This is a genomic window from Pantoea sp. MHSD4, from assembly GCF_021043305.1.
GTDB classification, from domain to species: Bacteria; Pseudomonadota; Gammaproteobacteria; order Enterobacterales; family Enterobacteriaceae; genus Pantoea; species Pantoea eucalypti.
In genome coordinates, this window is record NZ_JAJNDH010000005.1 from 328,697 (window position 1) to 341,526 (window position 12,830).

A 12,830-nucleotide genomic window follows, 5' to 3' on the forward strand; every position below is an offset into this window, starting at 1 on the left:
ACAAAAAAGCCCGAAAAGGCACGGTTTGGGTTGCTTTTTTCGCCAAAATGAGTAAAATTTTCGGGCTTTTTATACAGCACCCGGACCCCGTTCCTCGATGGGGGCCGGGTGTTTTATTAACTGAAGAGGATGTTATGGTAACAATTCGTTTGGCACGTCACGGCGCTAAAAAGCGTCCGTTCTATCAGGTCGTCGTCACTGACAGCCGCAATGCACGCAACGGTCGTTTCATCGAGCGCGTTGGTTTCTTCAACCCGATCGCATCTGGTCAGGCTGAAGGTCTGCGTCTTGATCTGGATCGTATCGAGCACTGGGTTGGCCAGGGCGCAACACTTTCTGACCGCGTTAACGCGCTGGTCAAAGAAGCTAAGAAAGCAGCTTAATCTGTCACGGTGGTGAGCATGAGCAGACAACTTGCCGCACAGCCTCCTGTTAACCCAATTGTGTTGGGTAAGATGGGAGCCGCCTACGGTATTCGCGGCTGGCTCAAAGTGTTTTCCTCCACTGAAGACGCTGAAAGCATCTTCAACTACCAACCCTGGTTCATCCAGCGCGCCGGTAAATGGCAGCAGGTCGAACTGGAAGGTTGGAAGCACCACAATCAGGACCTGATCATCAAAGTCAAAGGCATTGAAGATCGGGATGCGGCGGCTCAGTTAACCAATTGCGAAATTCAGGTTGACTCGACGCAGTTGCCATCGCTGGAAGAGGGTGACTACTACTGGAAAGACCTTATGGGCTGCCAGGTCGTTAACCTTGAAGGCTACGAGATGGGTAAAGTCATCGATATGATGGAAACCGGCTCGAACGACGTTCTCGTCGTTAAGGCAAACCTGAAGGATGCGTTCGGTGCTCAGGAGCGGTTAATTCCGTTTCTTGATGAACAGGTTATCAGGAAAGTCGATCTCTCTACTGGCGTCATTGAGGTAGATTGGGATCCTGGTTTTTGATCTCCGAATCGAACGGTAACGTAACGGCGAATACAATGTGGATTGGTGTTATTAGCCTGTTTCCAGAAATGTTTCGCGCTATTACCGATTACGGGGTAACTGGCCGGGCTGTAAAAAACGGTCTGCTCAGCATTCAGAGCTGGAGTCCTCGTGATTTCACTCACGACCGGCACCGTACCGTGGATGATCGTCCTTACGGCGGCGGACCGGGAATGCTGATGATGGTACAACCCTTACGGGATGCCATCTCCGCAGCGAAAGCAGCGGCAGGTGAAGGGGCCAGGGTGATATATCTTTCACCTCAGGGTCGCAAACTGGACCAACAGGGCGTTTGCGAACTGGCGGCACGGGACAAGTTAATTCTGGTCTGTGGCCGTTATGAAGGGATTGATGAGCGCGTAATCCAGACCGAAATTGATGAAGAATGGTCAATCGGTGATTACGTTCTCAGTGGCGGGGAACTGCCAGCGATGACGATGATTGACGCAGTCGCCCGGTTTATTCCCGGCGTACTCGGCAAGCAGGCGTCAGCCGATGAGGATTCGTTCTCTGAAGGTTTGCTGGATTGTCCGCACTATACCCGACCTGAAGTGTTAGACGGCGTGGAAGTCCCGGCAGTATTACTGTCAGGTAACCATGCTGATATTCGCCGCTGGCGTCTGAAGCAGTCGCTAGGCCGTACCTGGCTGAGAAGACCTGAACTTCTGGAAAACCTGGCTCTGACTGAAGAGCAAGCAAGGTTGTTGAATGAGTTCCAGCGGGAATCTCAGCAGCAACAAAACGATGATGTGGAAGAGTAAGCTCTTCCCCGACTATCAGTTTACCCAGGATATGAGATTTAATTATGAGCAACATTATCAAGCAAATTGAACAAGAGCAGATGAAACAGGACGTACCTTCCTTCCGCCCGGGTGATTCCGTGGAAGTGAAAGTATGGGTCGTTGAAGGTTCTAAAAAACGTCTGCAGGCATTCGAGGGCGTGGTTATCGCTATTCGTAACCGCGGTCTGCACTCTGCATTCACTGTTCGCAAAATTTCTAACGGCGAAGGCGTTGAGCGTGTATTCCAGACTCATTCACCTGTAATTGACAGCATCGCTGTTAAACGTCGTGGCGCTGTGCGTAAAGCCAAACTGTACTACCTGCGTGAGCGTACTGGTAAGTCTGCTCGTATTAAAGAGCGTCTTAACTAAGGTATCGCTAACGCGACATCTAAAAGTTAATAGCAAACAAGGGGTTGGCATCTGCCAGCCCTTTTTTATGTCAGTGCCATCCTTGCAGCCTGCAGTCAACCGGCGTCCGGCCGGTGAAAATGATAAATCGCCGTATTAACCGGTCCCGCCTCTAATACGATCAAGCCATAGCGACAGCCAATAAACTGCCCGCCGCACTTTTCAGCGACTCTCCGACTGGCCAGATTGTCCTCCGCCGCCAGAATTTCAATCAACCGGGTCTCCGGTCGTGAAAACCCCAGAGGGAGTAGCTTTGCCACCGCGCGGCAGGCAATTCCCTGACGCTGAACGTCACTGCGAACCCAGTAACCTATTGCGCTGGTGTCACCCGGATGGCGGGCAAAGCGTATTCCTGCGCCCCCCAGCAGCTGGTCATGCTGATCAACAATCGCAAACTCTTCCGCTTCCTCCTTCATCCGTTGCCAGTGGGTAAAGCGGATCCAGCTTTCGGCATCATGAGGCTGGTAATCGTGATGCGCCCAGACCATCCACGGGATCAGGCTGTCCAGAGAAGCATTGACCGCAGCGGTAAACGCGGAGACGTCGCTTAGCAGAAACGGTCGAAGGGAGATGTTCAGTGGGGAGGCGTGCATTATGGACTCAGCCTGAAAATAAATAATATTCTCATTTTGCCTGCAACAGACAGAAACGCAATAAGAGCATTTGTAAACTTTATTTTACATCAAGGCGACTGTCATTAATTCATTTATTAGATTTAAATAAATGATATATATGATTTTATTTGTCATTAGGTTGGTTTATTCAGACCTGTGGTAATAAATGTGTACATGTAATCTTGCGCTATGTATTGTCTGTGATACAGTATTTGCAATCCTCAATGAGGAGCCCTTATCCGCTATATCGAGCCAAAGGATCGCCATCATGCAAAAAGACGCGCTGAACAATGTGCATATCGCCGGTGAACAGGTATTGATCACGCCTGAAGAACTGAAAGCGAAGTTTCCACTGACAACTGAACAGCAGGATCAGGTCGCGGCGTCCCGCCAGACTATCTCTGACATTATTGCCGGCCGCGATCCGCGTCTGCTGGTGGTGTGCGGACCCTGCTCGATTCACGATACCGAAGTGGCACTGGACTATGCTCGTCGTCTGCAAACGCTTTCTGAACAGCTGAAAGATCAGCTCTATATTGTGATGCGCGTCTATTTTGAAAAACCCCGAACTACCGTTGGCTGGAAAGGGCTGATCAATGATCCTTACATGGATAACTCGTTTGATATGGAAGCGGGTCTGCATATTGCGCGCCAGCTGCTGGTGAACCTGGTTGAAATGGGCTTGCCGCTGGCCACAGAAGCGCTGGATCCGAATAGCCCGCAATACCTGGGCGACCTGTTCAGCTGGTCGGCGATTGGCGCACGGACGACAGAATCTCAGACGCACCGTGAGATGGCCTCGGGCCTGTCGATGCCAGTTGGCTTTAAAAATGGCACCGATGGCAGTCTGGGCACAGCAATCAACGCGATGCGTGCTGCTGCAATGCCGCACCGTTTTGTCGGGATTAATCAGGCCGGTCAGGTCTGCCTGCTGCAGACTCAGGGCAATCCGGATGGTCACGTAATTCTTCGTGGTGGCAAAGCGCCGAACTACGGTCCCGAAGATGTCGCGCAGTGTGAAAAAGAGATGCTGAAGGCGGGACTGCGTCCAGCCTTAATGATAGATTGCAGCCATGGCAATTCGAATAAAGACTACAGCCGTCAGCCTGGCGTAGCGGAATCCGCTATTGCGCAGATCAAAGACGGAAACCGTTCAATCATTGGTTTGATGCTGGAAAGCCATATCAATGAAGGTAACCAGTCTTCTGAGCAGCCGCGCAGCGAAATGAAGTATGGCGTTTCCGTAACCGATGCGTGCATCAACTGGGAAGTGACCGAAACGTTGCTGCGTGAGATGCATCAGGATCTGCAGGGAGTGCTGTCGGCGCGTCTGTCACAAGAGGTGTAAGAGCAATGGTGGCTGAACTGACCGCGTTACGCGATCAAATTGACAGTGTTGATAAGGCGCTGCTGGATCTGCTGGCTAAACGGCTGGAGCTGGTGGCTGAGGTGGGGGAGGTGAAGAGCCGTTACGGTCTGCCTATCTATGTCCCTGAGCGTGAAGCGTCAATGCTGGCTTCGCGTCGCAAAGAGGCAGAGGCGCTCGGCGTCCCCCCGGATCTGATTGAAGATGTGCTGCGTCGTGTGATGCGCGAGTCCTATACCAGCGAAAATGACAAAGGCTTTAAAACCCTCTGTCCTGAACTGCGCCCGGTGGTGATTGTCGGCGGCAAAGGCCAGATGGGCCGGTTGTTTGAAAAAATGCTCGGCCTGTCAGGCTACACAGTTAAAACGCTGGATAAAGAAGACTGGCCTCAGGCTGAAACGCTGCTCAGCGATGCCGGTATGGTCATCATCAGTGTGCCGATTCACCTGACCGAGCAGGTTATTGCACAGCTGCCGCCACTGCCGGAAGATTGTATTCTGGTGGACCTGGCTTCTGTGAAAAACCGGCCTCTGCAGGCGATGCTGGCCGCTCATAATGGTCCGGTGCTGGGTCTGCACCCGATGTTTGGCCCGGACAGCGGCAGCCTGGCAAAACAGGTGGTGGTCTGGTGTGATGGCCGACAGCCGGAAGCGTATCAGTGGTTCCTGGAGCAGATTCAGGTCTGGGGTGCGCGTCTGCATCGTATCAGCGCTGTAGAGCATGACCAGAACATGGCGTTTATTCAGGCACTGCGTCACTTTGCCACCTTTGCCTATGGTCTGCATTTAGCTGAAGAAAACGTGAATCTTGATCAGCTGCTGGCACTCTCATCGCCTATCTATCGACTGGAGCTGGCAATGGTAGGGCGGTTGTTTGCTCAGGATCCGCAGCTTTACGCGGATATCATCATGTCGTCAGAGAGTAATCTGGCGCTGATCAAACGTTATTACCAGCGCTTTGGTGAAGCGATTGCGCTGCTGGAGCAGGGCGATAAACAGGCATTCATTGCCAGCTTTAACCGGGTCGAGCAGTGGTTTGGCGATCACGCGAAACGCTTCCTGGTGGAAAGCCGGAGTCTGTTACGCTCGGCCAATGACAGTCGGCCATAAACGAAAAAGGCATCCCTGCGGATGCCTTTTTGCTATTCAACGGTTTCATCGCCGGGTTCAGCGGGTATCACATTCTCGCTGGGATAGCAGCCCAGCACCTTCAGAGAGCGGGTCATGGTCTGTAACTCCTGCAGAGCCTGCTGCATCCGCTCTGATTGCAGGTTACCCTGCACATCAATGTAAAACATCTCTTCCCACGGATTGCCATTAATCGGGCGTGACTCCAGCTTGCTCATAATCAGGTTGTGCTGACGCAGCACCAATAGTGCATCAACCAGCGCACCCGCCTGCTGGCCGGTTGCCATAATCAGTGTCGTTTTCGCTGGCACCTGATCTGAAACCTCAATGGCTTTTCGGGCGAGCACGATAAAGCGGGTATGGTTCTGCTGCTGGTTTGCCAGATTACGTTCCAGCACCTGCAACTGATAGAGCTCACCACCGGCTTCACTGCCTAATGCTGCCACCTTAGGTGAATTGAGCGCAGCCACTTTCTCCATTGCGGCTGCGGTACTCTCGGTATATTCGATTTTCCAGTGCGGGAAACGGTTAATAAACTGGCTACATTGCTGGAAGGGCTGAGGATGGCTGTAAACCGTCTCAATCTGCTGCAGATCGGCAGGGCCATTCACCAGCACGCAGTGGTCGATAGGCAATGTCAGCTCGCCCACAATGGAGAGGCTGGTCTGTTGCAGCAGATCATAGACATCATTGATCGAGCCCGAACTGGTGTTCTCAATCGGCATCACCGCGTAATCAGCCACGCCGTTTTCGACCTGCTTGATGATGTCGTGAAACTTCAGGCAGCCACACTCCACCATGCTATCGAAATGACGTGACGCGTAGTTGCGAGCGGCAAGATGCGAGTAAGAGCCTTTCGGGCCGAGGAAGGCGATACGGGCGGCATGCGCATGGGGATGATTGAGGTTTTTCTGCAGCAGTGCTTGCTGAGTCAGCACTGAATCTTCAATAACCAGCTGGAACAGGCGGGTGATGTAGTGCGCATCCAGTTTATGCGCTTTACCCAGTACAATCAGATTCTCCAGCAGCGCGCGTTCGCGTTCCACATCCCGAATCGGGCGATGCGTGGCAAGTTTTGCATGTGCGACTTCCACTGCCAGCAGACGACGCTCGGCCAGCAGCGTCAGAAGTTTTTTATCCACTGCGCTGATCTTATCGCGTAACGCCAGCAAGGGATTGTCGGGATTCATAGGGCTCACCTGTATGCTATCCAATAAAAAAGCCTCCCGGTTGGGAGGCTTCGTTGTTCGTCTTCGCTTTCATTTTCACACGACGAATAGCCTCCCGTTCAGGGGAAGGTAAAAAAGAAAGCGAAGAAAAACAGAGTGGGTTTCATCGTAATGTCCGAAATGTGAGTGACCTGAGAGTAACCGTACTGCTTAAAAGCTGTCAATAAAAAACGCGCCCGGAGGCGCGTTAAGGAAATCAGGACTCTTCGTCGGCGGGGATAATGTCTTTTACGCTGGCACTGGCGCGGCGGGCTTCAGACTTATGCTGAACTTTATTCAGCTGACGTTCGAGTTTCGCAATTAAATCGTTGATGGCGGTGTACATATCGTCGTGCTTGGCGCTGGCCACCAGAGTCCCGTTCGGTGTGTTAATAGTGGCATCAGCCACGAATTCTTTGGGCTCTTTGGACAGGACAATATGCGGATTAATCAGGTCGGTTTGCCATTTTTCGAGCTTGGCGAGACGGTCTTCAACATGGCTTCGGATTGCCGGGGTGATGTCCATTTGTTTACTGGTAATGTTCAGAATCATTATTCTTACCTCTCTGTCATTTCCGTCTTGGTCTTCTCAGCATAGCGCGAAAAAACGTTAAATGTGAGATTTTGATCACGAAAAAATGTCACTTTTTGTCAGTTACAACATTCTGTGAGAAAGGCAGAGAAACTCGCTGAAATGGCTTGAAGCGAAACGATTAACACGGCATGCTGGATGAGTTAGCTCGCTGGAATCAGATCCAAATCTGACTGTTCTTCGGGCAAAAAAAAGCAGCCATCGCAGGCTGCTTTTTTTGTGGCTGAAATCTGTCGGGCTATCAGCTTTTGTTGACTGCAATGATTTTCGCCACTTTGTCAGCTTCAGCGTTCAGCTGCAGATTACGGTAAGCATTTTCCATCAGCGGCAGGGCATCGTGTGTCGCCTGCGTATCCGGATAATCGCGCATCATACCTTCTACACGGTTAACAACCGCGACATAAGCCTCACGCTTAGTATAGAATTGCGCCACTGACAGCTCATATTTAGCCAGACGGTCTTTCAGATAGACCAGGCGTTTCTGAGCATCAGCCGCATACTGGCTGTTCGGGTAATTACGCAGCAGCTGGGAGAAGTCGCGGAAAGCATCACGAGCGTGCGTCGGATCGCGGTCAGAACGATCAATACCAAAGAAGCCCTGCAGCGCGGAGTCATCCAGCGCCATGTCCGTCAGACCTTTCATATAGATGACATAGTCAATGTTCGGATGCGTGGGGTTCAGACGCATAAAGCGAGCAATGGCAGCCTGCGCCAGGGGCAGATCGGCATTTTTATAGTACGCGTAGATTAAATCCAGCTGCACCTGCTGCGAATAAGGACCGAACGGATAACGATTATCCAGCGCTTCCAGTTGCTTAATCGCGGCTTTAAAGTTACCGTCCTGCAGCTTTTGCTGCGCTGTAGCATATATTTCAGAAGGCGGGTTGTCCGGTACCGCGTCATTTGAGCCGGAACAACCAACAAGTGCCAGGCTCAGTGTGGCAGCAGCCACCAGATGTTTCATACGCGTCATGACGAAGTGATTATCCTCAAATGTTATGGCGGAAGCTGTCCGTATAGCTCCCGGTAATGACCAGGTACGATAGCACATTATATTAAACGGCATCGCCGTGAAAACCCAACGTTAACGAAGAAGCTGTATATGGCACAACAAGTTCAACTCACCGCAACGGTATCCGAGTCACAACTCGGACAACGTTTAGATCAGACTTTGGCGGAATTGTTCCCTGATTATTCACGTTCCCGCATAAAAGAGTGGATCCTCGATCGTCGCGTTACTGTAAACGGCGTTATGGTCGATACCCCCAAAGAAAAAGTGCTGGGCGGCGAGCTGGTCGCGATTGACGCTGAGATCGAAGAGGCACAGCGCTGGGAACCTCAGGATCTGCCACTCGACATCGTTTATGAAGATGAAGACATTATTGTCATCAACAAACCACGTGACTTTGTGGTTCACCCTGGCGCCGGTAATCCGGATGGCACGGTGTTAAACGCCTTACTTCATCACTACCCTGCGATTATGGATGTGCCACGCGCCGGCATCGTACACCGCCTGGATAAAGACACCACCGGTTTAATGGTGGTCGCGAAAACCGTTCCGGCTCAGACGCATCTGGTGGACTCGCTGCAGCGTCGCGAAATCACCCGTGAATATGAAGCGGTCGCGATTGGCAATATGACGGCGGGCGGCACGGTTGAGCAGCCTATCAGCCGTCACTCCACCAAACGTACCCATATGGCGGTTCATCCAATGGGCAAACCGGCGGTGACGCATTATCGCATCATGGAGCATTTCCGGGCTCATACCCGTCTGCGTCTGCGTCTGGAGACGGGTCGTACTCACCAGATCCGTGTGCATATGTCTCACATCAGCCATCCGCTGGTGGGCGATCCACTTTACGGTGGCCGCCCGCGTCCGCCAAAAGGGGCATCTGAGGCATTTATTACTACGCTGCGCGGTTTCGATCGTCAGGCACTGCACGCCACGATGTTGCGCCTCTATCATCCAATCAGTGGTATTGAGATGGAATTCCATGCTGCGCTTCCACAGGACATGGTTGATTTAATCGCGGCGTTAAAAGCAGACACTGAAGAATTTAAAGACCAGATGAATTGGTGATGAGTCTGATTACGCCGCAATGGCCCGCCTCGTCACGCGTTCGGGCCTGCTCGACGCAGCGACAGGGTGGCGTAAGCACGTCGCCCTGGGATGCGCTGAATCTCGGCGGGCACGTGGGAGATAATCCGGATGCGGTGGCGCGTAACCGTCAGTTGCTGGTGGATAAGGCGGATTTGCCCGCTATGCCGCAGTGGCTGGAGCAGGTTCATGGCACGGAGGTCGTGCGTCTGACTGCAGGCGGAAACATGCCATTACGTGCTGATGCCTGCATTACCGATCAGCCCGACGTCGTCTGCGCCATCATGACCGCTGACTGTCTGCCGGTACTGTTCTGTTCGCAGGATGGGACGGAAGTGGCGGCAGCACATGCAGGCTGGCGCGGGCTCTGTGCCGGTGTACTGGAAAATACGCTGGCGCAGTTTCGTTCTCCGCCTGAGCAGATTCATGTCTGGCTGGGGCCGGCCATCGGACCGGATGCGTTTGAGGTTGGCGCAGAAGTGCGTGAGGCTTTTATGGCGCAGGATCCCCGCGCTGTGCAGGCTTTCCGTCCATCAGGCGACCGGTTTTACGCGGACATCTGGCTGCTGGCGCGTATGCGGCTGCAGGCAGCGGGCGTCAATTCAATCAGCGCCGATAGCCGCTGTACCTTTACGCAACGCGACGATTTCTTCTCCTTTCGTCGTGATGGGATCACCGGGCGTATGGCAACTTTGATCTGGCTGTTATAACCTTACGCCATAAGACGGTCCAGTTAGCGTATTTTTTACTCAAATCTCAGGTCATTAACCTTGAAATTTTGAGGGATGACCTCATTTAATCTCCAGTAGCATTTTGACCTGTAATGGGAGGAATTATGCGTCTGGATCGTCTTACTAACAAATTTCAGCTGGCTCTCGCCGACGCGCAGTCCCTGGCTCTGGGACACGACAACCAATTCATTGAACCTCTGCACCTGATGAGCGCGTTGCTCAAACAGGAAGGCGGATCGGTTTCACCTTTACTGACTTCGGCGGGTGTCGACGTCACACCTTTTCGCGCTCAGCTCGAGCAGGCTATTGATCGCCTGCCACAAGTTGAAGGCAGCGAAGGGGATGTACAACCCTCATCTGACCTTGTCCGGGTATTAAACCTGTGCGACAAGCTGGCGCAGAAGCGCAATGACAACTTTATTTCATCCGAATTATTTGTTCTGGCTGCCCTGGAATCCCGTGGTTCACTGGCCGATCTGCTTAAAGCAGCAGGCGCAACGCGCGAAAAAATCACCAGTGCGATTGAACAGATGCGGGGAGGAGACAACGTGAACGATCAAGGGGCTGAAGATCAGCGCCAGGCATTAAAGAAATACACTATCGATCTGACCGAGCGTGCAGAAAAGGGCAAACTCGATCCGGTTATTGGGCGTGATGAAGAGATTCGCCGCACCATTCAGGTTCTGCAGCGCCGTACCAAAAATAACCCGGTGCTGATAGGTGAACCTGGCGTGGGTAAAACCGCGATTGTCGAAGGGCTGGCGCAGCGCATCATTAACGGTGAAGTGCCTGAGGGCCTGAAAGGTCGTCGGGTGCTGGCGCTGGATATGGGGGCACTGGTCGCCGGGGCGAAATATCGCGGTGAGTTCGAAGAACGTCTGAAAGGGGTGCTGAGCGATCTGTCGAAACAGGAAGGCAACGTCATTCTGTTTATCGACGAACTGCACACTATGGTCGGTGCGGGTAAAGCGGACGGTGCGATGGACGCGGGCAATATGCTTAAGCCTGCGCTGGCGCGTGGTGAACTGCACTGCGTGGGTGCCACCACACTGGATGAGTATCGTCAGTATATTGAGAAAGATGCCGCGCTGGAGCGTCGTTTCCAGAAAGTCTTCGTGGCTGAGCCAGGTGTGGAAGACACCATCGCGATTCTGCGTGGCCTGAAAGAGCGTTACGAACTGCATCATCATGTGCAGATCACTGACCCGGCCATTGTCGCGGCAGCAACGCTGTCTCATCGTTACATTGCTGACCGCCAGCTGCCGGATAAAGCCATTGACCTGATTGATGAGGCGGCATCCAGTATTCGTATGCAGATGGACTCCAAGCCGGAGTCACTCGATCGCCTGGAGCGCCGTATCATTCAGTTGAAGCTGGAGCAGCAGGCGCTGAAGAAAGAGGCGGACGATGCCAGTATCAAGCGTCTTGAGATGCTGGAAACCGAGCTGAATCAGAAAGAGCGTGAATACGCTGAGCTGGAAGATGAATGGAAGACAGAGAAAGCCTCACTCTCCGGCACGCAGAACATCAAAGCTGAACTGGAGCAGGCGCGTCTGAATTTAGAGCAGGCCCGTCGCCAGGGCGATCTCGCTCAGATGTCAGAGCTGCAGTACGGTAAAATTCCGGCACTGGAAAAACAGTTAGCCGCAGCGACTCAGGCTGAAGGTAAAACCATGAAGTTACTGCGCAACCGCGTAACTGATGTGGAGATTGCCGATGTGCTGGCTCGCTGGACCGGTATTCCGGTGGCACGCATGATGGAAGGTGAGCGTGATAAGTTGCTGCGCATGGAGCAGGATCTGCATGGCCGGGTCATTGGACAGGATGAAGCGGTAGAAGCGGTATCGAATGCCATACGCCGTAGTCGTGCAGGTCTCTCTGATCCTAACCGGCCTATCGGCTCTTTCCTGTTCCTGGGTCCAACCGGGGTAGGTAAAACCGAACTGTGTAAGTCGCTGGCTAATTTCCTGTTCGACAGTGACGATGCGATGGTGCGTATCGACATGTCCGAGTTTATGGAAAAACATTCGGTCTCACGGCTGGTGGGTGCACCTCCGGGCTACGTCGGCTATGAAGAGGGCGGTTATCTGACCGAAGCGGTGCGCCGTCGTCCTTATTCCGTCATCCTGCTGGATGAAGTTGAAAAGGCGCATCCTGATGTCTTCAACATTCTGCTGCAGGTGCTGGATGATGGGCGTCTGACGGATGGACAGGGTCGTACGGTCGATTTCCGTAACAGCGTGGTGATCATGACCTCTAACCTGGGGTCAGATTTAATCCAGGAGCGGTTCGGTAATCTCAGCTATCCGGAAATGAAAGATATTGTGATGGGTGTGGTCGGACAGCATTTCCGTCCTGAATTCGTCAACCGTATTGATGAGGTAGTGGTGTTCCATCCGCTGGCGGAGAAACACATTGCCTCCATTGCGCAGATTCAGCTGCAGCGGTTGTACAAACGTCTGGATGAACGTGGCTATCAGCTGCACATCTCCGATGATGCGATCAAACTGCTGGCGGAAAATGGGTATGACCCGGTCTATGGTGCGCGTCCGCTGAAACGTGCGATACAGCAGCAGATCGAGAACCCGCTGGCTCAGCAGATCCTTGCAGGTTCGCTGGTGCCGGGTAAAACCATCGAAATGGATGTCGTTAACGACGTCATAACGGCACATCAGTAATAGTGCGAATCGAAAAACGGGCCTCTGGCCCGTTTTTTTTACCCTTTAAAGGGGTTTTTGCTTACTTACTGTTCTTTTTGGCTGCAAAGTGAACGGTCAGAAAAAAAGTCTTAATTTGCACTTGCGCTATCTCAGCCGTTCCCTATAATGCGCCTCCACTGACACGGCAAACCGGAAACGGAAAACGGGTCAGCAGGCACAGGAGACTGCGCCGCCGGAGAAAAACTTCTGAGAA

General features: G+C 52.7%; 14 protein-coding genes and 1 other annotated feature. Of the genes, 9 read left to right on the forward strand and 5 right to left on the reverse strand.

Going from position 1 to position 12,830, the window contains the following annotated elements:
* The first annotated feature begins 134 nt into the window (after window positions 1-134).
* The 4 genes from rpsP to rplS are packed head-to-tail and all read left to right on the forward strand — an operon-like array spanning window position 135 to window position 2,142.
* The gene (rpsP, locus tag LQK91_RS16975) at window positions 135-383 is read left to right on the forward strand and encodes a 30S ribosomal protein S16 (RefSeq protein ID WP_003849041.1); all 249 of its coding nucleotides are present in this window, start codon (window positions 135-137) and stop codon (window positions 381-383) included.
* Window positions 384-401: 18 nt separating this feature from the next.
* On the forward strand, window positions 402-950 hold the full coding sequence (rimM, locus tag LQK91_RS16980) for a ribosome maturation factor RimM (RefSeq protein WP_003849039.1): 549 nt from the start codon (window positions 402-404) through the stop codon (window positions 948-950).
* A 35-nt stretch (window positions 951-985) separates the two neighbouring features.
* Window positions 986-1,750: a tRNA (guanosine(37)-N1)-methyltransferase TrmD gene (trmD, locus tag LQK91_RS16985; RefSeq protein WP_003849037.1), complete on the forward strand. Its 765-nt coding sequence runs from the start codon at window positions 986-988 to the stop codon at window positions 1,748-1,750.
* A 44-nt stretch (window positions 1,751-1,794) separates the two neighbouring features.
* Window positions 1,795-2,142, forward strand: a complete 348-nt coding sequence (gene rplS, locus LQK91_RS16990) for a 50S ribosomal protein L19 (RefSeq protein WP_003849035.1) — start codon at window positions 1,795-1,797, stop codon at window positions 2,140-2,142.
* A 95-nt stretch (window positions 2,143-2,237) separates the two neighbouring features.
* Here rplS and LQK91_RS16995 read toward each other — a convergent pair whose 3' ends face one another.
* Window positions 2,238-2,774: a GNAT family N-acetyltransferase gene (locus tag LQK91_RS16995; protein WP_105099836.1), complete on the reverse strand. Its 537-nt coding sequence runs from the start codon at window positions 2,772-2,774 to the stop codon at window positions 2,238-2,240.
* A gap of 289 nt (window positions 2,775-3,063) precedes the next feature.
* Here LQK91_RS16995 and LQK91_RS17000 point away from each other — a divergent pair, with 289 nt between their 5' ends.
* Together LQK91_RS17000 and tyrA are read left to right on the forward strand one after the other, a co-directional pair.
* A complete protein-coding gene (locus LQK91_RS17000; RefSeq protein WP_003849031.1) occupies window positions 3,064-4,143 on the forward strand; it encodes a 3-deoxy-7-phosphoheptulonate synthase in 1,080 nt (359 codons plus the stop codon).
* Between the two features lie 5 nt (window positions 4,144-4,148).
* Window positions 4,149-5,270 carry a bifunctional chorismate mutase/prephenate dehydrogenase gene (gene tyrA, locus LQK91_RS17005; RefSeq protein WP_010248465.1) on the forward strand — a complete coding sequence of 374 codons (1,122 nt, stop codon included), beginning with the start codon at window positions 4,149-4,151 and terminating at the stop codon, window positions 5,268-5,270.
* Between the two features lie 32 nt (window positions 5,271-5,302).
* Here the strand turns inward: tyrA and pheA are convergent, their stop codons facing one another.
* The 4 genes from pheA to bamD form a co-directional block, all read right to left on the reverse strand.
* Entirely contained in the window at window positions 5,303-6,478 is a 1,176-nt protein-coding gene (gene pheA, locus LQK91_RS17010; protein ID WP_039660790.1) for a bifunctional chorismate mutase/prephenate dehydratase, read from the reverse strand.
* A 22-nt stretch (window positions 6,479-6,500) separates the two neighbouring features.
* Window positions 6,501-6,625, reverse strand: a sequence feature (Phe leader region).
* Entirely contained in the window at window positions 6,577-6,624 is a 48-nt protein-coding gene (gene pheL, locus LQK91_RS17015) for a pheA operon leader peptide PheL (protein WP_197066373.1), read from the reverse strand. It overlaps the preceding feature by 48 nt.
* A gap of 88 nt (window positions 6,626-6,713) precedes the next feature.
* A complete protein-coding gene (raiA, locus tag LQK91_RS17020) occupies window positions 6,714-7,049 on the reverse strand; it encodes a ribosome-associated translation inhibitor RaiA (RefSeq protein ID WP_003849030.1) in 336 nt (111 codons plus the stop codon).
* A 280-nt stretch (window positions 7,050-7,329) separates the two neighbouring features.
* Entirely contained in the window at window positions 7,330-8,061 is a 732-nt protein-coding gene (bamD, locus tag LQK91_RS17025) for an outer membrane protein assembly factor BamD (protein ID WP_003849029.1), read from the reverse strand.
* 129 nt (window positions 8,062-8,190) lie between these two features.
* On the opposite strand from bamD, the gene rluD reads away from it, so the two are divergent.
* The 3 genes from rluD (at window position 8,191) to clpB (ending at window position 12,595) form a co-directional block, all read left to right on the forward strand.
* Window positions 8,191-9,168 carry a 23S rRNA pseudouridine(1911/1915/1917) synthase RluD gene (rluD, locus tag LQK91_RS17030; RefSeq protein ID WP_003849028.1) on the forward strand — a complete coding sequence of 326 codons (978 nt, stop codon included), beginning with the start codon at window positions 8,191-8,193 and terminating at the stop codon, window positions 9,166-9,168.
* Window positions 9,168-9,896 carry a purine nucleoside phosphorylase YfiH gene (yfiH, locus tag LQK91_RS17035; RefSeq protein WP_105099835.1) on the forward strand — a complete coding sequence of 243 codons (729 nt, stop codon included), beginning with the start codon at window positions 9,168-9,170 and terminating at the stop codon, window positions 9,894-9,896. The genes rluD and yfiH overlap by 1 nt, the downstream gene beginning before the upstream one ends.
* Window positions 9,897-10,009: 113 nt before the next feature.
* Window positions 10,010-12,595 carry an ATP-dependent chaperone ClpB gene (clpB, locus tag LQK91_RS17040; protein ID WP_186806333.1) on the forward strand — a complete coding sequence of 862 codons (2,586 nt, stop codon included), beginning with the start codon at window positions 10,010-10,012 and terminating at the stop codon, window positions 12,593-12,595.
* The last annotated feature ends 235 nt before the right edge of the window (window positions 12,596-12,830 follow it).

Excerpts from the sequence above, each read along its gene's own strand:
- rpsP (WP_003849041.1), top strand. The coding sequence starts at position 135 with ATGGTAACAATTCGTTTGGCACGTCACGGCGCTAAAAAGCGTCCGTTC.
- rimM (WP_003849039.1), top strand. The coding sequence starts at position 402 with ATGAGCAGACAACTTGCCGCACAGCCTCCTGTTAACCCAATTGTGTTG.
- trmD (WP_003849037.1), top strand. The coding sequence starts at position 986 with ATGTGGATTGGTGTTATTAGCCTGTTTCCAGAAATGTTTCGCGCTATT.
- rplS (WP_003849035.1), top strand. The coding sequence starts at position 1,795 with ATGAGCAACATTATCAAGCAAATTGAACAAGAGCAGATGAAACAGGAC.
- LQK91_RS16995 (WP_105099836.1), bottom strand. The coding sequence starts at position 2,774 with ATGCACGCCTCCCCACTGAACATCTCCCTTCGACCGTTTCTGCTAAGC.
- LQK91_RS17000 (WP_003849031.1), top strand. The coding sequence starts at position 3,064 with ATGCAAAAAGACGCGCTGAACAATGTGCATATCGCCGGTGAACAGGTA.
- tyrA (WP_010248465.1), top strand. The coding sequence starts at position 4,149 with ATGGTGGCTGAACTGACCGCGTTACGCGATCAAATTGACAGTGTTGAT.
- pheA (WP_039660790.1), bottom strand. The coding sequence starts at position 6,478 with ATGAATCCCGACAATCCCTTGCTGGCGTTACGCGATAAGATCAGCGCA.
- raiA (WP_003849030.1), bottom strand. The coding sequence starts at position 7,049 with ATGATTCTGAACATTACCAGTAAACAAATGGACATCACCCCGGCAATC.
- bamD (WP_003849029.1), bottom strand. The coding sequence starts at position 8,061 with ATGACGCGTATGAAACATCTGGTGGCTGCTGCCACACTGAGCCTGGCA.
- rluD (WP_003849028.1), top strand. The coding sequence starts at position 8,191 with ATGGCACAACAAGTTCAACTCACCGCAACGGTATCCGAGTCACAACTC.
- yfiH (WP_105099835.1), top strand. The coding sequence starts at position 9,168 with ATGAGTCTGATTACGCCGCAATGGCCCGCCTCGTCACGCGTTCGGGCC.
- clpB (WP_186806333.1), top strand. The coding sequence starts at position 10,010 with ATGGGAGGAATTATGCGTCTGGATCGTCTTACTAACAAATTTCAGCTG.